Source organism: Butyrivibrio sp. NC2007 (assembly GCF_000421405.1).
GTDB lineage: Bacteria > Bacillota > Clostridia > Lachnospirales > Lachnospiraceae > Butyrivibrio.
In genome coordinates this window covers 43759-66821 of record NZ_ATWY01000004.1, presented here as the reverse complement: position 1 = coordinate 66821, position 23063 = coordinate 43759, and the positions used below count along the sequence as shown (strand labels likewise).

Below are 23063 nucleotides of genomic sequence, written 5' to 3'. Positions count from 1 at the left end.
AGGAATCGCGATGGTAACCACACTGGATAAGGGATGCTACCTTGTAAACGGAAGCACTGTTATTCCTGATGACAACGAAGCTAAGGCTGCACTGGCCTCTATGGGCGTTACAGAGGGCGAGATCGGAAACGCCAAGAAGAACACAATTGCTTACGGAATTTTAAAAGAGCACAACACATCTGACAATATGGACAAGCTCTGCATCAAGTTTGATAAGCTTGCTTCACACGATATCACTTATGTTGGTATTATTCAGACTGCCAGGGCATCAGGCCTTGAGAAGTTCCCCATTCCATATGTGCTCACCAACTGCCACAACTCACTTTGCGCAGTAGGTGGTACCATCAATGAGGACGACCATGTCTTTGGTCTTACAGCAGCTCAGAAGTACGGCGGAGTTTATGTACCACCTCATCAGGCTGTCATTCATCAGTATGCAAGAGAGATGATGGCAACCGGCGGCGGAATGATCCTTGGATCAGACTCCCACACCAGATACGGTGCACTTGGTACCATGGCTATCGGTGAAGGCGGACCTGAGCTTGTTAAGCAGCTTCTTTGCCAGACCTATGATGTTGATATGCCCGGAGTTGTTGCTATTTACCTTGAGGGTGCGCCGAAGAAGGGAGTAGGTCCTCAGGACGTTGCTCTTGCCATTATCGGTAAGGTATTCGGCGACGGATATGTTAAGAATAAAGTTATGGAATTCGTAGGACCCGGTGTCAAGAACCTCAGCGCAGATTTCCGTATCGGCGTAGATGTTATGACTACTGAGACAACATGTCTTACATCTATCTGGGAAACTGATGATGAGATAAAAGAGTTCTACGACATCCACGGAAGAAGCGGCGATTACAAGGAACTTAAGCCCGGTAAGGTTGCATATTACGACGGCCTTGTTAAGGTTGATCTGGATTCACTTAATCCTATGATCGCTATGCCTTTCCATCCAAGTAATGTATATGAGATTGCTGAGGTCAATGCCAATGCTGCTGACATCTTAGCTGATGTTGAGAAGAGAGCTAAGGTTAGCTTTGGCGATAAGATAGAGTATTCACTGATGAACAAGATAAAGAACGGCAAGCTCATGGTTGATCAGGGAATCATTGCAGGCTGTGCCGGCGGCGGATTTGAGAATATCTGTGCTGCAGCTGACATTCTTAAGGGACACTTCATTGGAAATGACAAGTTCACCTTAAGCGTATATCCTGCATCAACACCTATCTACATGGAGATCGTCAAGAACGGAGCAGCAGCTACTATTCTTGAGACCGGTGCGATCCTTAAGACAGCCTTCTGCGGACCTTGCTTTGGCGCAGGAGATACACCTGCCAACAACGCCTTCAGTATCAGGCACTCCACAAGAAACTTCCCGAACAGAGAAGGTTCTAAGGTTCAGAACGGACAGGTTGCTTCCGTTGCACTTATGGATGCACGTTCAATCGCAGCAACAGCAGCTAATCAGGGCGTTCTTACTCCTGCAACTGAGTTTGACGGAGAGCTTAATAAGTACAAATACCACTTTGACAGTGCTATTTATAAGAACAGAGTATTTGATTCACAGGGCAAGGCTGATCCTTCTGTAGAACTGGTTCTTGGTCCCAACATCAAGGACTGGCCCAAGATGAGTGCACTTCCTGAGAACCTTGTGCTCAGGGTTGTATCAGAGATCCATGATCCCGTTACAACAACAGATGAGCTCATCCCTTCAGGTGAGACTTCATCCTACAGATCCAATCCTCTTGGTCTTGCAGAGTTTACACTCTCAAGAAAGGATCCTAATTATGTAGGCCTGGCAAAAGAGATCAGGGCAGCCCAGGAAGCATTGACAGAGGGCGGCGATCCAATCAGTGCATGGGGCGAACTTAAGGGCGTAATGGATGCGATCACAGGACAGTTCCCTGACGTCAACAATTCAAACCTTGGCTTTGGATCAACTATCTTTGCTGTTAAGCCCGGTGACGGATCAGCAAGAGAACAGGCTGCATCTTGCCAGAAGGTACTCGGAGGCTGGGCTAACGTGGCCAACGAATACGCTACAAAGCGTTACAGATCAAACCTTATCAACTGGGGTATGCTTCCATTCATTATCAAGGAAGGCGAGCTGCCATTTAAGAATAAGGATTACATCTTCCTTCCCGGTATCAGAACAGCAGTAGCCGAAAAGAGCGATGACATCAAGGCCTTTGCTGTAAAGGATGGTAAACTTGAGGAGTTCTCATTAAAGCTTGGTAATCTCACAGATGATGAGAGACAGATAATCCTCGACGGTTGTCTTATAAACTTCAACCGCGTAAAATAATAGTATGAAAAAAGTAGTGACATCATTATTAACAATGACAATCTTGGGAAGCGTCGCAGGCTGCGGCGCTTCTTCTGCTGAAATGACAACGGAGGTTTCTGAAGTCTCGGGCAGTGCCACTTCTTTAGTAGACTACGAAGCTCCGCAGCAGATTCCCGGAATAATGGTGGACCAGGTGGGATATAGCCTGGGATCAGAAAAGGCAGTTGTTTTCAGGGGAGAAGACCTGCCAAAAACCTTCGGGGTCTATGAACTTGAGAGCGGCAAAAAGGTCTTTTCCGGAGAGATATTAAAATCTGTATATAACGAAGAACTTGATGAGTATGACAGCTTGGGCTACTTCACAGATCTCAAGGAAGAAGGAAGCTATTTTGTCAGCGCAGATGTAGTGGGAGAGTCATACTCTTTTACCATAAGTGAAAATGCCTTTAAGGACGTGTTTAACAAGGCGTGTAAGAAGTATTACATTAACAGATGCGGAATTGCCCTTTCGGAGAACTACGCCGGGGATAATACCCACAGCGCCTGTCACACGCAGCCGGCGCACCTTCAGGAGGATCCTTCTACGGAGATTGATGTAACCGGCGGCTGGCACATGGATGAGTCAGCAGGAAGAGACACAGCCCTTGGAAGCAACATTGCAGAGAATCTCCTTCTTGCCTTTGAGATGAACCCCTCTGCCTTTACGGATGAGATGGGTATTCCGGAGAGCGGAAATGGGATTCCCGATATTCTCGACGAAGTTAAGTACGAAGTGGAGTGGCTCTTAAAGATGCAGGATTCAAGGACCGGAGGCGAGTATGCAGCGGCGCTCACGGACCCGGTAAGAGGTGGAGAAGCCATCAATACACCGGTAATTGTGACACCGGTGTCTATGGAGGCCACAATCTCTTTTGCCTCAATGATGGCGAGATTCAGCTACACCTATCAGCAGTATGATGCGGAGTTTGCCACAACCTGCCTTAAGGCAGCCGACAGAGCCTACAGCTGTTATTTAAACAATCAGAAAGCCATGGATAACACGGCGGCATTCAAGGCAGCAGCACAGCTTTACAGAGCTACGGGGGCAGAAGCTTACAACGAAGTTTTAAATGCATATTTCCAGAGCGATGATTTCCTTGAGCTCTTTGCCACAGATGATAATGTGTTTATCGGAGGTGTGACGTATCTGTCCATCAATCATGCTGTTGATGTGGAGGAGTGCAGGATTCTCATGAAAGCTCTGATGAAGAAGTCTGAGAAGATTGCATCGCGGGCATCGAAGTCCACCTATCTGGTGACGGACCTTGGAAATAAGGACAACTTTGATAAGATGCTCAGGGACATGATGTGTCTTACTATCACGGACCACATTATTTACAACTATGAGTACACTACCATAATCGAGGATCATGCACATTTCCTTATGGGCAGAAACCCGGATGCCATCAACTACGTGACAACGGATACAGAGAGAACATACCAGATGGCCGGCAAGGCTGGAATCGCAGGCGATCCAAGGAGCGATTCGATGCTGATTTTTATGCTGAGTGTACTGGAAAAGTAACGCCACTGGTGTTAATATGGATGGGTCATGAATACAACAATTAATGGATTAAATATCAACTATATAGACGAGGGAAACGGGCCACTTCTTATAATGCTTCACGGCTGGGGCTCCAACATTGAGCTCTTTAAGGGTGTCATAAATTTCGCTAAGAAGAAGTACCATGTTGTAGCCATGGATATGCCCGGCTTTGGTAAGAGTGATGAGCCGGCAGAGTCCATGAATGTGGATGATTATGTGGACTTTGTTCTGGAGTTTATTAGGACTCTTTATCCCGAGGAGAAAGAGATCATCTTCCTTGGACACTCCATGGGAGGAAGGATCATCATCAAGCTCGCATCGGGACTTAAGGACGGAAGGCTCAGCGCTGGATTTACGATTCCCAAGATTGTGCTTACTGATGCTGCCGGAGTTAAGCCGGTTAAGACAGAGGGCCAGAACAAGAGAACAAAGAGATACAAGTTTTATAAGAATATCCTGACCAAGACCGGAATTGCCAAGGCTTTCCCCGGAACAATTGATGCTCTTCAGAAGAAATTCGGAAGTGCGGACTACGCAGCAGCATCTCCCGTTATGAGGCAGAGTCTTGTAAAGGTAGTGAACGAGGATCTGGTTCCCTATATGCCGTCAGTAACAATGCCGGCGCTTCTGATCTGGGGAGATAAGGATACAGCAACTCCTTTATCCGACGGACAGAAGATGGAAAAAGAGATGCCCGAAGCAGGCCTTGCTGTTATTGAAGGCGCCGGACACTATTCATTCCTTGATAACCCGTATCTTTTCTACAAGATCCTTGGAAGCTTCCTTGGAATCGAAATGTAAGGAGCAGTTTTAAATGATCATTATTATGTTGCCGCTTATATGCCTGGCGATTTTGGCTCTCAGATTTTATACACATATGCTGCAGCTTTCCAGCTACCAGTTTCAGGGGTACTTCAGGTTCCTCAGAGGTAACTGGGTTAAGCCTTTATTTCATCTGTTGTTTATCGTAAGTGTACTTTTGGCGTTCCCGATTTTTGAGGTCCCAAAAGGGATTCAGCTTGTGGCTGCAATCGCCATCTGCCCGATCCTTATCGGACTTATAATTGCAAGCATTCCCAGAAAGGCCAAGAAAAAGTTTGTAGTGACCGACAGAGTAAAGAGACTGTTTGTGACCTACGTAGTGCTTGCACTTATCTTTTCACTGGTGCCTTATCTGGTAGCAATAAGCTCCGGCGCAGATTCTACCAACGCAATGTTCTTTGCAATCTTTGGAATGGTGTTCTACTGCGGACTTATTCCTTTTATCACTGCTCTTGCAAACCTTATCAACAAGCCTATTGAGAAGAGGATCAGCAAGTGGTACATAGACGATGCCAAGAGGATTCTGAATGAGCACGAGGGACTTCGTATTATAGGTATCACCGGAAGCTACGGCAAGACCAGCGTTAAGTACTATCTGACCACTCTTTTATCAGAAGGCTTCAGAGTTCTCATGACTCCCGAGAGCTACAATACTCCGATGGGTATAGTCAGGACCATAAGAGAGCATATGCAGCCGACTCACGAGATCTTCGTCTGTGAGATGGGCGCAAGACATCTTCATGATATAAAAGAGATCACGGATATCGTTCATCCTGATGACGGAATTGTCACATCTATAGGCCCTCAGCACCTTGAGACCTTCCATTCAATGGAGAATATCATCAGCACCAAGTACGAACTTCTTGATGCCGTTGATGAAAAAGAGAAGGCAGAAGGCGGGAAACAGGAAGGCAAACACCTTAAGTTTGTAAACTACGACAATGAAGTTATAAGAGAAAACATGAAGTACTCAGATGCCATTACTTATGGTATGTCTGAGGATTGCGATTACAGAGCAACAAACGTTAAGGTCACAGGTGGAGGAACAACCTTTACAGTAACTTCTCCAAAAGGAGAGAGCGCAGAATTTAACACAAGGCTTGTGGGCGAGCACAACGTACAGAACATCCTTGGAGCAATTGCCTGTGCAAACTCTCTCGGAATTTCGATGACCAAGCTTAAGATGGCAGTAAGACGTCTTCAGTCGGTTCCTCACAGACTTGAGCTGACAAAGCACGGCAATGTATCAATCCTTGATGATGCTTACAACGCCAATCCAAACGGAGCCAAGGTTGCTCTTAAAACACTTTCGCTCTTTGAGGATTGCGTCAAGATCCTGGTTACACCCGGTATGGTTGAACTGGGAGATAAATCAAAAGAGTACAACACTGCATTCGGCGCACAGGCAGCAGAAGTCTGCGATTACATGATCCTTGTTGGATCGGTAAACAGTGCTGATATCAAGAAGGGTGCAGTTGATGCGGGCTTTGACCCCGAGAAGATTTTCATTAAGAATACCTTTACTGAAGCCAGCGCTTTAATGTATGAACTTGACGCAGGCAGAGAAAAGGTTATACTACTTGAGAATGATCTTCCGGATAACTATAAGTAAATTTTTAGTATGTAAGATGAAAGAAGGAACAAAATGAAGCTGAAGGTAGCAGTATTATTTGGCGGAAAAAGTACAGAGCATGAGATATCAATCATCTCAGCAATTCAGGCAATCGGATATATCAACAAAGAAAAGTATGATGTTATCCCTGTTTATATGACCAAGAACAATGACTTCTATGTTGGAGACTCCATCGGAAACATCGAGGAGTACACCCACATCAAAGAACTTCTTGCAAAGAGCACTCAGGTTATCTTTGTTAAGGAGGGAGATAAGGTTTCTCTCATGAGATACCCTATGAAGAAGTTCGGAAACAACGTCATCTCAACTGTTGATGTTGCATTCCCAATTGTTCACGGAACCAATGTTGAGGATGGAACACTTCAGGGATACCTGGCTACAATGGGACTTCCCGTTGTTGGCTGCGATGTTCTCTCATCAGCAGTAGGAATGAACAAGTACGTAATGAAGACAGTTCTTAAGGACAGCGGAATTCCTGTTCTTGACTGCAAGTGCTACACCTGGAAGGACTACGAGGATGTTGACAGCCTTGTTTCAAAGATTGAGTCAGGCTTTACATATCCCGTTATCATTAAGCCATTGAACCTTGGTTCCAGTATCGGTATCAAGGTTGCCAAGGACAGGGACGAGCTTTTAGAGGCTCTTGACCTTGGCTTTGAGTTCTCCAAGAAGATCCTTGTTGAGCGTGCTATCACAAACCTTAAGGAGATCAACTGCTCAGTTCTTGGTGATTATGAATCAGCAGAGGCTTCCGAGTGTGAGGAGCCTGTAAACTCAGACGAGATCCTTTCATTTGAAGATAAATATATCAGTGGCTCCAAGGGCGGAGCTAAGAGTAGCGGCTCTAAGGGAATGGCTTCTCTTAAGAGAAAGATCCCTGCAGACATCACTTCAGAAATGAGAGACAAGATCAGAAAGATGGCTGTTGATGCCTTTATTGCTCTTGGATGCTCAGGAGTATCAAGAATCGACTTCATGATCGATATGGATACCAATGAGGTATACCTTAACGAGATCAACACCATTCCGGGATCCCTTGCATTCTACCTCTGGGAGCCTCTTGGAATGAAGTATGAGCACCTTTTAGACAACATGATCCAGCTGGCTCTTAAGGCAGACAGAGAAAATCACAAGGTTGTATATTCCTTTGAGACCAACGTTCTTGAGGGAGTTAAGCTTGGCGGAGGCGCCAAGGGCAGCAAAATGTAAACAAAAACCGCTTTGTATCACCTTTACGGGAGATGCAAAGCGGTTTTCTATGTCTGTATATCCTGATTTATCAGATTTCCAGGTTTTCGTTTTTGATATAAGTCTGTTCGATAATGTTCTTAACGTACTGGTCGATGTTCTTCTGGTCTTCTTTCTCAAGCTCTTTTATCCTGATGGGCTCGCAGTACTCAATGACAACCGTGGTCTTTTTGATCCAGGGCATGTGGTTCTCAAAGCAGTCTCTGGTGTGGTTGACAACTACGGGAACGATGGGACAGCCGGACTTCTGAGCAATCTTAAAGCTTCCTTTGTGAAACTCGCCCAGGGGCTTATCTGTTTTGTTCCTGGTGCCTTCAGGATAGATGAAGATTGAAATGCCGTTCTTGACCTTGTCGATGGCTGTAAGCACCATCTCAAGTCCCTTTCTGATATCTGACCTGTCGAGGAAAAGACAGTCGAGATATACCATCCAGAAGCTGATAACAGGGAGCTTCATGGATTCCTGCTTGGCGATATAGCCTGTGCGTCTCGGAACTCTTGGGTAGGTGACAACGATATCAAAGATACTGCGGTGGTTGCTGACATAAAGAACTGCCTCATCCTTGGGAACGTTGTCCTCACCGATGACAATGCGCTTAATGCCGCCAAGGAACAGTATCACGTTGAATGCCCAGCTGACAATTGCCAGGGAAGCTTTCCTTGCCTTGTCGTCATTGAACTTGTGCATGATAAAGAGCACCAGCTGCATTGGCAGTGAGACAATCAGGAAAAAAAACAGAAATATAAAAATAATTATTGTACGAATCATTTATTTGAGCCTTTCTTAGAAAATTTCCGTTATTATTTTCTCATGAGTGGCGCAAAAATGGAATAGATTTCTCGTTTTATGTTAAAGTATATAAGAGCGTACCACGAAGGAGGCATGCATGCTGCTGATAAAGAACGGAAGGATCATGGATCCTGCTACTGAGACAGAGGGTGTTTTTGACATCCTCATAGATAAAGAGAAGATCGTTAGGATAGGACTGTGTGGCAGTCTTGATGAGATAGCAAGAGAGAGCGCTTCCATGATGGAGGCAGGCGACGACTATACAGAGATAGATGCCGGAGGATGTATTGTGGCTCCGGGACTTGTGGACGGTCACGTCCATTTCAGAGATCCCGGATTCACTTATAAAGAAGACATCGAAACCGGTGCTAGGGCAGCAGCCAAGGGCGGCTTTACCAGCGTCATAATGATGGGCAACACCAATCCCCACATGGATAACGTGGCTACAATAAAGGACGTGCTGGAGCGTGGCAGTAAGACCGGCATCAACGTCTACACCTGTGGCAACGTCACCATGAACATGGAGGGAAAAGAGCTTGTGCCGATGGAAGAACTTAAAGAGGCGGGAGCAGTTCTTTTCACCGATGACGGTAAGCCCATTATGGATGAAGCGCTGATGGAGAGGGCATGCGTAAAGGCGGCAGAGCTTGACAGAGTAATAAGCCTCCATGAGGAGGATCCTTCATATATTTCAGAAAACGGGATCAACGCCGGAGAGGTGGCCAAGGAGCTAGGCCTTACTGGATCTTCCAGGGAAGCCGAGATCTCCATGGTCAAAAGAGATATCGAAATAGCCAGAAAGACCGGCGCCACAATAGTTGTGCAGCACATAAGCGCAGCTGAATCGGTGGAACTTATAAGACAGGCCAGAAGAGAGTGGGTCAAGGTCTTTGCGGAGGCAACTCCACACCACTTTACGCTGACTGAGGATGCGGTAAGAAAACACGGCACCCTGGCCAAGATGAATCCGCCACTTCGCCTTGAGAGCGACAGACAGGCGATAATCGAAGGTCTGAGGGACGGAACCATAGATATGATCGCGACGGATCACGCGCCACACTCCAAAGAGGAGAAGGAAAAGAGCTTTAAGGAGGCGCCCAGCGGAATCACAGGACTTGAGACCTCGCTGGCACTGGGCATCAGGGAACTGGTAAAGCCCGGGCATCTTAGCCTTATGGAACTTCTATCTAGCATGAGTGCCAAGCCGGCGGCTCTGTACGGGCTTGAGGCAGGAGCCATAAGAGTTGGTGATAATGCGGATCTGATAATCTTTAACCCCGATGAGGAGTGGGTGTTTGACAAGAGTTTTTCCAAGGCATCGAATACACCGTTTCTTGGAGAGAGGCTCCCAGGCAAGATATTCTTTACCATCTGCAGGGGACAAATAGTATATAAAGCTGATTGAGGTGGATATATGGCAAAGAAAATGAAAACAGAGGCAAAAGTCCTCTCCCAGAGGCTATTAGCCGACGGAATCTATGACATGTGGCTTGAGACGGAGATGGCAGCCGATGCCCATCCCGGGCAGTTTGTGGGAGTGTATCCCGCAGGCAAGGCAACACTTCTTCCAAGACCAATAAGCATCTGCGAGGTTGATGGTGCAAGGCGTGCCATCAGGCTGGTGTACAGAGTAGTAGGCCAGGGAACTGCTGAGTTTGCGCTCTATCAGCCCGGGGACTACATCAGTATTCTGGGCGTTTTGGGAAACGGCTTTCCGCTTGATAAGGCAGAGGGCAAAAGAGTTCTTCTGATGGGCGGAGGAATCGGAGTTCCGCCTCTTCTTCAGACAGCAAAAGAGCTAAAGGCTGCAGGTAAGGCAGCATCTGTGACCTGCGTAATGGGATACAGGAACGCCGAGACTTTCCTACGTGACGATTTTGAGAAGGCAGCAGAGCTTGTCATTGCCACAGAGGATGGCAGTATCGGAACCAAAGGGAATGTCATTGATGCTATTAAGGAAAACGGTCTTGTAGCAGATGTGATCTATGCCTGCGGACCAATGCCGATGCTTAGAGCCATCAAGGCTTATGCTTCAGAGAATGGCATGAAGGCTTATGTTTCTTTGGAAGAGAGAATGGCCTGCGGCGTTGGAGCCTGCCTTGGATGTATCTGTAAGACAAAAGAGATCGATGAGCACTCACAGGTTAAGAATACAAGGATCTGTACCGACGGACCTGTGTTTGATGCTGACGATCTTGATATGTGATAGTTGGAGGTGAAGCTTTGAAACTTTCTGTTAATATAGCCGGCGTTGAATTCAAGAACCCTGTGATGACTGCATCGGGAACCTTCGGATCCGGCATGGAATATTCTGATTTTGTTGATCTGAACAGACTTGGTGCTGTGGTTACCAAGGGCGTAGCTAACGTGCCCTGGGAGGGAAACCCGACACCGAGAGTTGCGGAAGTTTACGGCGGAATGCTAAATGCCATAGGACTTCAGAACCCGGGAATCGAGACCTTTGTCAAAAGAGATCTTGAGTTCCTGAAAGGGTATGACACAAAGGTGATCGTCAACGTATGCGGAAAAAGCATTCAGGACTATGTTGATGTGGTAGAGAGATTATCGGACGAGCATGTGGATATGCTTGAGATCAATGTCTCCTGCCCTAACGTTAAGGAAGGTGCCATTGCATTTGGACAGAATGCCAAGGCCCTTACTGAAATAACCACCGAGATCAAAAAACACGCAAAGCAGCCTGTGATCATGAAGCTCAGCCCCAATGTCACCAGTATTTCAGAGATGGCAAAGGCTGCAGAGGCAGCAGGTGCGGATGCGATATCACTTATAAACACTATTACGGGAATGAAGATAGATATTCACAGAAGAAAGTTTGCTCTGGCAAACAGAACAGGCGGTCTTTCAGGCCCTGCCATCAAGCCTGTTGCCGTAAGGATGGTCTACGAGGCATCTCATGCGGTAGATATCCCGGTTATCGGAATGGGTGGAATAGCCACAGGAGATGATGCCATCGAGTTTATCATGGCAGGAGCAAGTGCTGTGGCAGTGGGAGCCATGAACTTCCATGACCCTTACGCAACAATTCATGTGATAGAGGGAATCGAGAATTACATGAAGCAGTACGGCGTAGAGGACATAAACGAACTTAGAAAAATACTGTGATAAAAGGAAAAAGAGGAAGAGCTTTTTACGGCACTTCCTCTTTTGTGTTACTAGCAACGGTATTAAGTTTCTACTTTCCCTGCGAGCTCGTCGAAACCTTTCATAACGGCGTCAAAGGTCTGTTTTGAAATATCAGGGAGCTCTCCACCCCAGGTCTTTTCGGCCTGTTTGTATCCCTTTTCAAATGCAGATCTCATCTTCTCGAGCTTTTCAGGATCGTCTCCTGCAAGCGCCTTGGCAAAATCAAGAATACGCTCTGAGGTCTGTTTAACGCCCCAATAGCCATTTTCTGAAATGTCTTCCTGCGCCTGCGCCTTGGTAGCTGCGTCTACTGTGAAATCACCCTTTGCAAGGAATTTCCAGATAGAATCCTCATCATTTTCGCTGTTTGCAATGCCATAGGTCTTGGCCTGCTTGCCCATCATCTTGTGGACGATGTCCAAAAGCTGCTGTTGGCGAAGCGCATCATCTGCTTTCAGCTGTTGAATGATCTTGGTTCTGTCTGTCTCTTTCGATGAAACCTTGGAGGTACTTGAATTTTCCTCGGATTTCTCGTATACGGCAGCCGCTTCTTTTTTGACCTCTACCTCTTTGTCTTTCTTCTTGTCTTCGACAGGAGAATTAACGGTTGAAGTATAGGTCGTTGCGATGTTGTTAGTAACCTCGGTAACTCCGTTTACGCCCATATAGAACTCCTTTTCCGCACAGGTTAGCTAATACCGCGCTGAAACGAAACTATAGTTTACCTATTCTGACTATCGGCTATTTTTTGAAAAACTTAACCCCTGAAATAAAAATTTTTCATTTTTTTTGTATTTTTTTTCTTGTAATGGATTATGGATGGTGAGAAGATGTGAAGTAGCGGGGGATGTAGAGATTTCTTTTGCAAATTACCAGTAGGGGAGCGGATTCGTAAGATGAAGATAACCAGAAAAGCTTATGCCAAGATAAACCTGGGACTTGATGTAATAGGGAAAAGAGATGACGGCTATCATCTGGTGAAGATGATAATGCAGAACGTAGACATATATGACACACTGACTTTCGAGGATAATGCCGGAGGGGAGATAACCCTTAAGGCTAATTCCGAGACCATTCCGACGGATGGAAGCAACCTTATCTGCAAGGTGGCAAATCAGCTGAAAGAGGAATTTGGTATTAAGGCCGGCGTAAATATCACTTTGGAAAAGAGAATTCCCGTGGCGGCAGGTATGGCGGGAGGAAGCACCGACGGAGCAGCAGCGTATCTCGCATTGAATGAGCTGTGGAATCTCGGGCTTTCCAAAGAGGAGCTGTGCAAAAGAGCTGTTAAGCTGGGAGCGGACATTCCATACTGCATCATTGGAGGAACGGCTCTGTCGGAGGGAATCGGAGAAGAACTTACCGTTCTTAAGGATGCCCCGGAATTCTATCTTGTGGTTGCAAAGCCTGCTATAGCTGTTTCGACAGGCTGGGTATATACAGAGCTTGATAGCAATGTTATTGAAAAACACCCTGATATAGATGGTATCAGGAAGGCCATAGAAGAGGGTGATGTCAGAGGAATGTGCGATAAGATACATAACGTACTTGAGCCTGTAACAACAGGTAAGTACAGCGTTATCAAGGATATAGAGAGAGTCCTTGAAGATAACGGAGCCGTAAGGGCTTTTATGACAGGAAGCGGTCCAACTGTTTTTGCTGTTTACGAGAGAGAAGAAGATGCCAGAAAAGGTTATGAGGCGGTCAAAAAATCCGGCCTTGCTCCGGAGCTCTTTTTAACAAAGCCAATTAACCCCGGCAAATGATCAGGTGAATTTTATGAAGAGAAATGTAGAGGTCAGTGTTACAGGCATACATTCAAGAGAAGGCGAGCCTACTGAAAAGGTTGAATCTTTGGCAGCGGGAATATATGAGCTTTTGGAGGACGGAAGTTTTATCGTCGAATACGACGAGGAACAGGATACCGGAGCCGGGAACATGAAGGTTCACAACCGGGTGCACATCGGTGCCGATGGCCGGAAGATGGAGATTGTAAGAGGAGGAGCAACTACCTCAACGCTTACATTTGCCGATGATCTTGAGTATGACACTGAGTATGCAACGCCCTATGGAACCATGCTGATGAAGGTAAGGACCAAGAGCTTTGACTTTACCAAGGTCGGCGGAGACGAGGAAATAAAGCTGGTTGCGGATTATGACCTGGAGATTGAAGGACAGGTGGTTTCAAGTTCGATGATAGTTATAGACATAAAAAATGCGGTGGCAAGCTGAGTTGTCACCGCATTTGTCTTTTTTATTATTTAACCATTTTTGCTCCGGCCTTTTCCTGAGCCTTGGCAACGAGATTCTTAAAGAATCCTTTCTTCTGCTCGGGAGCCTGAACCTTACCGTGAAGGCCCTTGACTTCTGTTACGTAGATACCGCTTACGGAAGCCTTAACCTCTTTTTTGGTAGGAACTGAGTCGAAGATCTTCTCATCACAGATAAGACTCATTACTCTGTTGCCGATCCTAACCTTGAGGATAGGAAGTCTTGAACCCCTGAGGAGCTTGGGAGTCTGATCGATAACGGCCTGTGGAAGACCTGCTTCCTTGAGCTTCATTCTCTTCTTGTCAATGATCAGCATTGTGACTGTCTGCTTCATGGCATCGAGCTGAACCTGCTGCTCTTCCTGCTTCTTCTGAGCTCTCTTACCGAGTATGAAAAGTGCAACACCAGCTGCAATCAGAACAACTAAAACTACAATTAAAACTATTAATCCTGTACTCAAAATGTAATCCTCCAAACTAAATAAAAAGTGCACTACCTATTCTAGCATTCTTTTTAGTTTTGCGCAATTAAATACTTTAATAAGAAGTTAGAGTGTGGTAGTATAAGAAATATTGTTTGAAGGAGTAACATATTATGAAGAAAAACTATAGAATAATCGCTGCTTTGGCAGCATCAATGGTTATGCTCTGTGCCTGCGGAAAAGAGGCAGCAACAGAGACAGCAACAACAGAAGCAACAGCAGAAGCATCAACAGAGGCTACAGCCGGCGAGGCAGCTCAGTCAACAGCAGATGTTTCTACAGATGCAGCTACGGAAGGAACTTCCGGAAGTATCGATGTATCAGGGCTTGAAGCCGTAACACTTAATGATGTTGATATCGACAGCCTGGTTAAGCTTGGAGATTACAAGGGAATCACACTTGATCTCAAGAAGACAGAAGTAACAGATGCAGACGTTGAGGACAGCCTTAAGAGTGCTTATTCTCAGAATCCTAACATGAAGGAAGTTACTGACAGAGCTATCGAGAGTGGCGATACAGCCAACATCGATTTCGTTGGAAAATATGCTGACACCAAGGAAGAGTTCCAGGGCGGAGCCGGACAGGGATATGACCTTGTGATCGGTTCAGGTTCATTTATCGATGGATTTGAGGATGGCCTTATCGGAGTTAAGAAGGGTGAGACAGTTGATCTTAACCTCACCTTCCCTGAGGATTATGGCGCTGCAGATCTTGCTGGCAAGGATGTTATCTTTACAGTAACAGTTAACAGCATCAAGGTTGCAGATACTGAGCCTTCTGATGAGTGGGTTAAGGGCCTTGGCCTTGAGGATGTTGAGAACATGGATCAGTTCAGAGCACATCTTCGTGCAGAACTTGAAGCTGATGCAGATACCAAATACAATGAGGACCTCAAGAACGCAGCTGTTGAGACGGTAGCAGACAATGCAACGGTAGACGATATGCCTGAGAAGCTCTACAACAGATACTACATTCAGATGGTAGATTCTCTTAAGAGCTATGTTCAGCAGATTTATTACACATACGGCGTTCAGGTTTCAGAGACAGAGTATGTTCAGACAGTAATGCAAAACAACGGTCTTACAGGAACTCCTGAGGATTACCTCAATGACCTTGCTAACCAGCAGACCAAGAGGATCATGGTTCTTCAGGCGATTGCAAACAAAGAGGGTATCGAGGTTTCACAGGAGACCATTGATAAATATATCCAAGAAGACTATGACAACTATTTCAAGTCAAGCTACAACACCATTGATGAGTTCAAGGCATCCTTTGACACAGAGGATTACAGAGAGCAGATCATGGCTGAGCAGGTTGCAGACTTCCTCGTAGAGAATGCAAATATTTCAGAATAATGTTATACTACATATAGTAGTAATTGGTTTTATTTGATACTAGTTGTTGAAATTAAAGCAAGGGGGTATTGGGATGAAAAGATTTTATTCTATCGTTGCCGTGATACTTTCCCTTGCTTTTTTTGTACTTACTCCGGTGCAGTCTTTTGCTACAACCAGTGAAGAACTCCAGGAACAGCAAAAGAAATTGGAAGAGGAAGAAAAGGCCCTGAAGCAGCAAAAGAAAGCGGCTGAGAGCCAGAAGGCAGCAAGCCAGAATAAGTTAAACGAGGCAAACAGCCAGATCTCGGAATCAACAGAGGGACTTGGAGAAACCCAGGAAGCTATTGATTCCACCAATGCTGAGATCGTTGGCCTGATGACAGATATTGAACTCATCAAAGAGGATATTGAAGATAAGACACAGCTGATAGAGCAGACCAATGCTGAATATGAAGAGGCCAAAAATCATGAGGAAACCCTTTATGAATCGATGGTACAAAGGGTTAAGTTCATGTATGAAAAAGGAAATCTGTCTTATGTACAGCTCCTGCTTACGGCTACAAGTTACGCAGATGCTTTGAACAAAGCTCAGTATATCGAACAGCTCTACGAGTACGACAGACAGAAACTCTCAGAGTATGTGGCAGCCAAGGAGGCAGCAGCTGCACTGGCGCAGAGGCTTGAAGAGGAAAAGGCAGAGCTTGAGGCCTCACAGTTTGAGCTTGAAGAGGAAGAAGCTTACATGGAAGAGCTTCTTGCTCAGTACAAGGCGACTTATGCAGACTATGAAGTTAAGCTTGCCAAGGCAAAACAGGACGCGGCAGTTTATACGGCTCAGGTCAAGAGCCAGCAGGCCAGCATCGCAGGACTTCAAAAGAAGATTGAGGATAAGCAAAAGGAAGTTGACGCAGCCAAGCAGGCTACTCAGAATGCATTAGAAGCAGAAAGAGCAGCTGCCGAGGCGGCTCAAAATACGGAATCCGACAGTGGTGAAACTTCATCGGGCAGCAGTTCAGGCTCAAACAGTTCATCAGGTGGCGGTAAGACCTATGCTGCAGCAGGAAGTGCTACCGGAAGCAATATTGCCAAGTATGCATGTCAGTTTGTCGGTAATCCTTATGTACCCGGTGGTACAAGCCTTACCAATGGAGCAGATTGCTCAGGATTTGTTCAGTCAGTTTACAAGGCCTTTGGAATAAGCGTTCCCAGAACCTCCTGGGGACAGGGATCCTACGGCAGAGAAGTTTCCTATGCGGATGCCCAGCCGGGAGATGTAATTTACTACGGCGGACACGTTGGAATATATATAGGTGGCGGACAGATTGTCCACGCCAGTACTCAGAAGACAGGTATTAAGTACAGCCCTGCAACTTACAGATCGATCATCACTGTAAGGAGATTTTTGTAAGGCAGTATTTGATGTGATAGAAGTTGAGTTTTTAGTTGCGAGGAGGAAGAATGGCTTCAGAAGAAAAGGTCATAGTCATTGACTTTGGCGGGCAGTACAACCAGCTTGTTGCCCGAAGAGTCAGAGAATGCAATGTGTACTGTGAGATTTATTCTTATCGTACGCCAATTGAGCAGATTAAGGAGATGGCGCCCAAGGGAATCATCCTTACCGGTGGTCCCAATTCCTGTTATGAGGATGGTGCACCTTCATACACCAAAGAGCTCTTTGAACTGGGAATTCCGGTTCTTGGACTTTGCTACGGCGCACAGCTTATGATGCACCTATTGGGTGGCAAGGTTGAGAAGGCTCCTGTAAGGGAGTATGGCAAGACCAATACTTTTATTGACGGATCCTGCGATACACTGTTTAAGGATATCGACAAGGAGACCATTGTATGGATGAGTCACTTTGACTACATCAGCAAGGTTGCACCCGGATTTGATATCATTGCACACACGGCAGATTGCCCTGTTGCAGCAGCTGCCTGCGAGGACAAGAAGCTCTATGCAATCCAGTTCCACCCTGAAGTTCTCCATACCGTTCAGGGTAAAGAGATTCTTCATAACTTTGTAAGGAATATCTGCAATACACAGGGAACCTGGAGAATGGACTCCTTCGTTGAGAATACGGTTAAGGAGATCAAAGAGAAGGTCGGCGATGGCAAGGTACTTCTTGCTCTTTCCGGCGGTGTTGATTCATCGGTTCTTGCAGCACTTCTTGCCAAGGCCATCGGAAGACAGCTCACCTGCGTCTTTGTCGATCACGGACTTCTCCGTAAGAATGAAGGCGATGAGGTCGAGGGAGTATTTGGACCAAACGGTAATTTTGATATAAATTTCGTCCGCGTCAATGCGGCTGAGAGATATTACGCTAAGCTCAAGGGCGTTGAGGAGCCTGAGAGAAAGCGTAAGATAATCGGAGAGGAATTCATCCGTGTATTCGAGGAAGAAGCCAAGAAGATCGGAGCAGTTGATTTCCTCGCTCAGGGAACAATTTACCCTGACGTTGTAGAGTCAGGACTTGGCGGAGAGTCAGTTGTCATCAAGTCTCACCACAATGTTGGCGGACTTCCCGACTATGTTGATTTTAAAGAAATCATTGAGCCACTTCGTCTTTTGTTCAAGGACGAAGTCCGCAAGGTTGGTCTTGAACTCGGACTTCCCGAGTACCTGGTATTTCGTCAGCCATTCCCCGGCCCCGGACTTGGTATTCGTATCATCGGTGAAGTTACAGCCGAGAAGGTTCGCATCGTTCAGGACGCTGACTACATCTACAGAACCGAGCTTGCCGAGGCAGGTCTTGAGAAGCTCCCTGACCAGTATTTCGCAGCTCTTTCCAACATGCGTTCCGTAGGTGTTATGGGAGATGAGCGTACTTACGACTACGCCGTGGTTCTCCGCGCCGTTGAGACCGTAGACTTCATGACCGCAGAGGCATCAGAGATTCCATTCGCAGTTCTTCAGAAGGTCATGAGCCGCATCATCAACGAGGTCAAGGGCGTTAACCGTGTAATGTTTGATCTTACAAGTAAGCCCCCGGGAACGGTGGAGCTTGAGTAAAAAATCAAAACCCGCAAACCTAGTATTTTCAAGGCTTTGCGGGTTTTTTATTATCTTTTTTGCCTTTTTCTATCTGACGAATTATTTTTCTATGCAGGTCATCCTGCTTGGCTTCTTCGACGCTAAGGAAGTCAATTGGTTACAAATTGTAACCAGATGAAAATGAAATAGTGATAGATCTGAAACAAACATAAGTTGACGATAAAAAGCACATGATTTACGTCTGAAATTGAATTTTTTGAAATTGAGATATATGCCTCAAAATGGACTACATCTGGATTTGAAAAAATGCTATTTTAGACGTAAAGAACAGGCGTAAGGCTTGGGTGAATACTAATTCATGTCTTGGTATTGTCGGGGATTGTTTGATAAAAATGCATATTGTCAGACAACTGTTGTCAAATAATGCTTGTAGAAAGAAAACTCTGCTTGCTATAATAGTGCTCAATACATCTGAAATTCGAAAAATATGATTTCAGACGTAATAGTTAAAATGGCATCGTCCAAAATCGAGAAAAGTAAGATTTGAGACGTAAAATGGGAGCAGGATATGATATTACTTGTAGTAGATGTCCAAAAGGGCATAACAAACGACAGGCTTTATGGGTGCGAGAGCTTTATCAATAACATAACTGAATTGATTAACACAGCCAGGAGCAACAATACAGAAATAATCTACATTCAGCATGATGATGGGCCGGGATCAGGCTTTTCGATTGGGGATGAAGCTTTTGAAATCGCAGAGCAGGTGGCGCCAAACAAGGATGAAAAAGTCTTTGTAAAAACCATCAACAGCTGCTTTGGAAATCCTGATCTTACAGAATATTTGAAACAGACGGGTGAAAAAGAGCTGATGATTATCGGGCTTCAGACCAACTTCTGTATTGATGCAACTGTAAAATCTGCTTTTGAGAGAGGCTATAAAGTAATTATTCCAAAAGGGACCAATTCAACTTTTGACAATGATTACATGGATGCAGAGACCACTTACAGGTACTATAACGAAATGATGTGGCCGAAAAGATTTGCGGAATGCGTATCGATGGAAGAAGCAATTAAACTAATGCAGAAGACCTGATAGCTAAGAACCCAAAAACCAAAGATCAAAAAAGAGTAGGCGAGATATCATGGAACTTAGAAAGATAAACAAAGAAGATGCAAAAGCACAGTGGGAGTATACTACAGCACTTCCTGAAGATGAGAACGGCTTAACAAATCCATATAACGGAGTATCATATGAGGAGTATATAGATCAGGTTCTGCAAACCCTGATTTCCTATGAACACCCTGTTAATATGCCGGATTGGTTTGTTCCGGAAACATATTATTACCTTTGGGATGAAGGACATCTTGTCGGAGAATTTCGCATCAGACATCACCTCACAGAAGCTCTTAGGAATGGTGCAGGTCATATCGGTTATAGCATCAAAAGAGACGAGCGAGGAAAAGGGTATGGTACAGCCGGCTTAAAGCTAACGCTCCTAGAAGCGAAAAAGATTGTACCAGAAGATGAAATCTACCTTCGCGTAAACAAAGATAATATTGCATCACAGAAGGTAATGCTTAAGAACGGAGGAAAGATAGTCGGTGAAGATGAGGGGCACTTTTTTGTTCGAATACAGAAAAATACATAAATAGACAGTGGTAAAAGGCAATTCACTTTTTGCCAGCGAATTGCCTTTTTTGTTATATTCCTAAATCATTTTCAGGTTTTGTTTTTTCAAAACTAAAATACATATCGTACAAGGTCTTGATTACGGTAGAATTTTCACTTTTCTCTGCAAGTTCTCCCCAACCGGAGCCGTCTCTTTGATACGATAAAAAGTTCAGACTACCGATAATGTAGTATTTGTTATCTACCATCATCAGCTTTGAGTGAGAACGATGACGATAACTTATGAACATTCCGGGATATTCTTTGTCGAATCTTTTATGCAAATCCATTATGTTTTTGACGGACCACTCAAAGCGAGTACCGGGCATTTCTTTTTTGGCTATTTTTTCCCTCAATCTGCTATCTGAATAGTCTTTGTCTTTATTATCATCCTTTAGTCCATAACGAATTTTTATTTTTACATTTCTTTTAAGGCAGCTTTCCATAAGGTCCGGAAATTCGTCGGATGCATATTTCCCCAGCCATGGAACAGCAATATCTATTTCACTACTAGCTGTTTTAAATGCATTTTTAAACTCATTTAGTATCTTATTCTCTTTTAAAATTGTCGAGCTCTTAAGCTCATTTTCAAGTTTTTCTTTGTCACGCTGCAGCTGGGAAATCTTATTATCCTGCAATGTGATTATTTCCTGGACCTTATTTTTCGCCTCCTCTAAAACTGAAATCTCTTTTTTGAGTTGTTTTTGCTTTTCTTCATTTTGGGTTATTTGCGTGGCTTGTGCTTGAATTACACCTTCATCATATTTCTTCTCGCTTTCCAATTTTTCAATTATATTATTAAGCTCAGTTGCTTTAGCACCCTGCGAATCTAATTTCTTTCTTCTTTCATCAAGCAACTTCTGTTTCAAATAGATATCGCTTTCAAGTTTATCATTATTATTTTTTAGTTTTTCATTTTCCTGATTAAGGGCTCCAATTACAGACACTTTCTCTGAAATAGCAGCTTCTAAATTCTTAATTTCAGCATGTCCTTGCTTTATGTCCGTTAACAGCTTTTGGTATTTTTCTTCATAAGTCTTATTAAGGTTATCTATTTCAATCTTCTTATCCTTCAAGTCATTTTCCAACTCTGATATTTTCTTATTTAATTCATTCAGTTTGGCTTGTAGCTCAAGCCTTTCAGCTTCGTCGACAATTGACTTTTCTAGTTGGCTCTTGAGTTCGTCACGTTCTTCTTCTAAGCGCTCTTTTTCAGCTTCCTTTGAAGCAATTTCCAGGTTCAATGTCTCCTTTTCAACTACAAGCTGTGCATTCTGATGTGAAAGATCGTTGAGTTTTACTTGGCTCTCTTTAAGTTTTACTGCCAGAGAGTTTATAATCTTTTTAGCAGAAATACCTCCCGTGGACACAGGTTCTTGAGCGTCTTTGATAATGCCATACTCTATGAGAACACGACGTAAATCATCTTCTCCAAGCGCAATATCATCCGGCTTGGGAAGCCCTCGGAGTACCCCGGTCAAATTGATTTTTTTATCAACTTTATAGAAGATCTGACCACACTCTTGCTTTGTTGAAAACTTGATAAACAGTTGATCGTTGGTGGAAGGTTCGCCGAGAGCCTGAGGGTCTTGAGCCCTTAGTAGTTCAATAAGTCGTCTTTCTATTTTCTCAAACGCATTCCATTCGCATGAATCCACCATTGATTCAAAAAAACCGTTTAGCAGATTGAGTTCTGAATATGATGAAATCCAGAGCTTGCTGATTTGGCCCACCAGTATTTTTCTTAGAGCTATTTTCTGTTCATCGAAATGTTTAATCGCATCCTTAGCTTGAGATATGGTGTTTTCTCCTTGAAGGATCGATTCTTTTTTTCTTATTTTCTCGCTTTCTTTCTCCTTTATCTGATTATTTATGAATGAAACATCTGCATTGGATTCAGATAGAGATATATTGAGTGTTCTCAGATATTCATCATCTTTTTTTATCTCTGCGGATAGCCTGTCATTGTTTTCAGAAAGGCTTTTAATCTGACTTCTTATAAGGTCAATTTGCCCGGCAATAGTATGCAGAGCTCTAAGTCCTGCCTCATATCTTGTTGACAAATCCTGATCCATTTTCGAGATTGTGGTTTCATCTATCGAAACCGAAAAGGTCTTTCCATACCCTGTTCCACCTACTGCAATCACATAAGCCAGTTTTTCCAAAGAAAGCTTTTTCTTTGTAGAAAGGAACCATATGACCTCGCTTATTAGTCCGATTGCAATAACAAATAATTTGATCTTATTTATTTGCGACTGAGGAATGCCATAACCAGATAATTTGTGGCTTATATATATAAGCAAAAACAAAGTGATAATGATAATTACAATGGCGACAATTCCCCATATTGCCGGCAAGCGCTTTATTTTATTGACGTCCCTGTTTTTGCATTTGACTGTGAGATCATCGGCCATTTCCGCAGGAGACATCACTGAATAATGCTGCTTTCCATACAAAGCGGAAACAGCACGCATCATTGAAACGGAGAGCATATCATCGCTGCCACCCCGGACGCCAACTCTTTTTCCGTATTTCACAATATCATTTCTTGCTCGTGACATAAGAATGTCATGGGGTGTTCGAACAAGTTCATCAACCTTTGCTTCGTACAACACATTTAGTCCGGCGGGAATTACAGTTTTTTTAGCGATTTTTCTAAAGATATTTGCAAGGCTTTTTACGGTCTGACCTACCCAGTTTGCTGGGGTATAAGACTCAATACAGGCTAGAAGCTCTGCAATTTCAGTTTTTGTCGTTTTTTCAAGTCCATCAATTATAGTTGACATACGGTTTCCTTTCTGACGG

19 protein-coding genes are annotated in these 23063 nt (G+C 44.5%); 15 read left to right on the top strand and 4 right to left on the bottom strand.

The features are described 5' to 3' along the window. The first annotated feature begins 10 nt into the window (after positions 1–10). Genes G632_RS0104360 through G632_RS0104340 form a run of 5 tightly spaced genes read left to right on the top strand, consistent with a single transcriptional unit; the run spans position 11 to position 7533 of the window. A complete protein-coding gene (locus G632_RS0104360; protein ID WP_022767814.1) occupies positions 11–2302 on the top strand; it encodes a hydratase in 2292 nt (763 codons plus the stop codon). 4 nt (positions 2303–2306) lie between these two features. Next, the gene (locus tag G632_RS0104355; RefSeq protein WP_081647067.1) at positions 2307–3848 is read left to right on the top strand and encodes a glycoside hydrolase family 9 protein; all 1542 of its coding nucleotides are present in this window, start codon (positions 2307–2309) and stop codon (positions 3846–3848) included. A 27-nt stretch (positions 3849–3875) separates the two neighbouring features. Next, a complete protein-coding gene (locus G632_RS0104350) occupies positions 3876–4670 on the top strand; it encodes an alpha/beta fold hydrolase (RefSeq protein WP_022767812.1) in 795 nt (264 codons plus the stop codon). Between the two features lie 13 nt (positions 4671–4683). Next, positions 4684–6303 carry a Mur ligase family protein gene (locus G632_RS0104345; RefSeq protein WP_022767811.1) on the top strand — a complete coding sequence of 540 codons (1620 nt, stop codon included), beginning with the start codon at positions 4684–4686 and terminating at the stop codon, positions 6301–6303. A 33-nt stretch (positions 6304–6336) separates the two neighbouring features. After that, positions 6337–7533: a D-alanine--D-alanine ligase family protein gene (locus tag G632_RS0104340; RefSeq protein ID WP_022767810.1), complete on the top strand. Its 1197-nt coding sequence runs from the start codon at positions 6337–6339 to the stop codon at positions 7531–7533. Between the two features lie 70 nt (positions 7534–7603). Here the strand turns inward: G632_RS0104340 and G632_RS0104335 are convergent, their stop codons facing one another. Beyond that, positions 7604–8341 (bottom strand): lysophospholipid acyltransferase family protein, encoded by a 738-nt coding sequence (locus G632_RS0104335; protein ID WP_022767809.1) that lies wholly within the window; start codon positions 8339–8341, stop codon positions 7604–7606. 118 nt (positions 8342–8459) lie between these two features. Here G632_RS0104335 and G632_RS0104330 point away from each other — a divergent pair, with 118 nt between their 5' ends. Genes G632_RS0104330 through G632_RS0104320 form a run of 3 tightly spaced genes read left to right on the top strand, consistent with a single transcriptional unit; the run spans position 8460 to position 11485 of the window. Further along, positions 8460–9767 (top strand): dihydroorotase, encoded by a 1308-nt coding sequence (locus G632_RS0104330; RefSeq protein ID WP_022767808.1) that lies wholly within the window; start codon positions 8460–8462, stop codon positions 9765–9767. Between the two features lie 9 nt (positions 9768–9776). Beyond that, positions 9777–10568, top strand: a complete 792-nt coding sequence (locus G632_RS0104325) for a dihydroorotate dehydrogenase electron transfer subunit (RefSeq protein WP_022767807.1) — start codon at positions 9777–9779, stop codon at positions 10566–10568. Between the two features lie 17 nt (positions 10569–10585). Next, on the top strand, positions 10586–11485 hold the full coding sequence (locus G632_RS0104320; RefSeq protein WP_022767806.1) for a dihydroorotate dehydrogenase: 900 nt from the start codon (positions 10586–10588) through the stop codon (positions 11483–11485). A 62-nt stretch (positions 11486–11547) separates the two neighbouring features. Here G632_RS0104320 and G632_RS0104315 read toward each other — a convergent pair whose 3' ends face one another. Further along, entirely contained in the window at positions 11548–12171 is a 624-nt protein-coding gene (locus tag G632_RS0104315; protein ID WP_022767805.1) for a hypothetical protein, read from the bottom strand. Between the two features lie 231 nt (positions 12172–12402). Between G632_RS0104315 and ispE the strand changes: the two genes are divergently transcribed. Both ispE and G632_RS0104305 read left to right on the top strand, forming a co-directional pair. Beyond that, positions 12403–13272 (top strand): 4-(cytidine 5'-diphospho)-2-C-methyl-D-erythritol kinase, encoded by an 870-nt coding sequence (gene ispE, locus G632_RS0104310; protein ID WP_022767804.1) that lies wholly within the window; start codon positions 12403–12405, stop codon positions 13270–13272. 13 nt (positions 13273–13285) lie between these two features. Continuing rightward, entirely contained in the window at positions 13286–13738 is a 453-nt protein-coding gene (locus tag G632_RS0104305) for a DUF1934 domain-containing protein (RefSeq protein ID WP_022767803.1), read from the top strand. Positions 13739–13763: 25 nt separating this feature from the next. On the opposite strand, the gene G632_RS0104300 is transcribed toward G632_RS0104305, so the two are convergent. Beyond that, on the bottom strand, positions 13764–14237 hold the full coding sequence (locus G632_RS0104300; protein WP_022767802.1) for a hypothetical protein: 474 nt from the start codon (positions 14235–14237) through the stop codon (positions 13764–13766). A gap of 134 nt (positions 14238–14371) precedes the next feature. Between G632_RS0104300 and tig the strand changes: the two genes are divergently transcribed. The 5 genes from tig to G632_RS0104275 all read left to right on the top strand — a co-directional run bounded on the left by tig (position 14372) and on the right by G632_RS0104275 (position 20238). Beyond that, positions 14372–15613, top strand: coding sequence for a trigger factor (tig, locus tag G632_RS0104295; protein WP_022767801.1), 1242 nt, complete (start codon positions 14372–14374; stop codon positions 15611–15613). Positions 15614–15686: 73 nt separating this feature from the next. Then, complete coding sequence (locus G632_RS0104290; RefSeq protein WP_022767800.1) at positions 15687–17003, top strand: C40 family peptidase; 1317 nt, start codon at positions 15687–15689, stop codon at positions 17001–17003. Positions 17004–17053: 50 nt separating this feature from the next. Continuing rightward, positions 17054–18604, top strand: coding sequence for a glutamine-hydrolyzing GMP synthase (gene guaA / locus G632_RS0104285; protein WP_022767799.1), 1551 nt, complete (start codon positions 17054–17056; stop codon positions 18602–18604). Positions 18605–19154: 550 nt separating this feature from the next. Next, the gene (locus G632_RS0104280; RefSeq protein WP_022767798.1) at positions 19155–19682 is read left to right on the top strand and encodes a cysteine hydrolase family protein; all 528 of its coding nucleotides are present in this window, start codon (positions 19155–19157) and stop codon (positions 19680–19682) included. 49 nt (positions 19683–19731) lie between these two features. Continuing rightward, a complete protein-coding gene (locus G632_RS0104275; protein ID WP_022767797.1) occupies positions 19732–20238 on the top strand; it encodes a GNAT family N-acetyltransferase in 507 nt (168 codons plus the stop codon). Positions 20239–20290: 52 nt separating this feature from the next. Here the strand turns inward: G632_RS0104275 and G632_RS0104270 are convergent, their stop codons facing one another. Continuing rightward, a complete protein-coding gene (locus G632_RS0104270; RefSeq protein WP_022767796.1) occupies positions 20291–23044 on the bottom strand; it encodes a phospholipase D-like domain-containing protein in 2754 nt (917 codons plus the stop codon). Positions 23045–23063: the final 19 nt, after the last annotated feature.

Excerpts from the sequence above, each read along its gene's own strand:
- G632_RS0104290 (WP_022767800.1), top strand. The coding sequence starts at position 15,687 with ATGAAAAGATTTTATTCTATCGTTGCCGTGATACTTTCCCTTGCTTTT.
- G632_RS0104270 (WP_022767796.1), bottom strand. The coding sequence starts at position 23,044 with ATGTCAACTATAATTGATGGACTTGAAAAAACGACAAAAACTGAAATT.
- G632_RS0104275 (WP_022767797.1), top strand. The coding sequence starts at position 19,732 with ATGGAACTTAGAAAGATAAACAAAGAAGATGCAAAAGCACAGTGGGAG.
- G632_RS0104345 (WP_022767811.1), top strand. The coding sequence starts at position 4,684 with ATGATCATTATTATGTTGCCGCTTATATGCCTGGCGATTTTGGCTCTC.
- ispE (WP_022767804.1), top strand. The coding sequence starts at position 12,403 with ATGAAGATAACCAGAAAAGCTTATGCCAAGATAAACCTGGGACTTGAT.
- G632_RS0104325 (WP_022767807.1), top strand. The coding sequence starts at position 9,777 with ATGGCAAAGAAAATGAAAACAGAGGCAAAAGTCCTCTCCCAGAGGCTA.
- G632_RS0104330 (WP_022767808.1), top strand. The coding sequence starts at position 8,460 with ATGCTGCTGATAAAGAACGGAAGGATCATGGATCCTGCTACTGAGACA.
- tig (WP_022767801.1), top strand. The coding sequence starts at position 14,372 with ATGAAGAAAAACTATAGAATAATCGCTGCTTTGGCAGCATCAATGGTT.
- guaA (WP_022767799.1), top strand. The coding sequence starts at position 17,054 with ATGGCTTCAGAAGAAAAGGTCATAGTCATTGACTTTGGCGGGCAGTAC.
- G632_RS0104355 (WP_081647067.1), top strand. The coding sequence starts at position 2,307 with ATGAAAAAAGTAGTGACATCATTATTAACAATGACAATCTTGGGAAGC.
- G632_RS0104280 (WP_022767798.1), top strand. The coding sequence starts at position 19,155 with ATGATATTACTTGTAGTAGATGTCCAAAAGGGCATAACAAACGACAGG.
- G632_RS0104305 (WP_022767803.1), top strand. The coding sequence starts at position 13,286 with ATGAAGAGAAATGTAGAGGTCAGTGTTACAGGCATACATTCAAGAGAA.
- G632_RS0104350 (WP_022767812.1), top strand. The coding sequence starts at position 3,876 with ATGAATACAACAATTAATGGATTAAATATCAACTATATAGACGAGGGA.
- G632_RS0104315 (WP_022767805.1), bottom strand. The coding sequence starts at position 12,171 with ATGGGCGTAAACGGAGTTACCGAGGTTACTAACAACATCGCAACGACC.
- G632_RS0104335 (WP_022767809.1), bottom strand. The coding sequence starts at position 8,341 with ATGATTCGTACAATAATTATTTTTATATTTCTGTTTTTTTTCCTGATT.
- G632_RS0104360 (WP_022767814.1), top strand. The coding sequence starts at position 11 with ATGGTAACCACACTGGATAAGGGATGCTACCTTGTAAACGGAAGCACT.
- G632_RS0104340 (WP_022767810.1), top strand. The coding sequence starts at position 6,337 with ATGAAGCTGAAGGTAGCAGTATTATTTGGCGGAAAAAGTACAGAGCAT.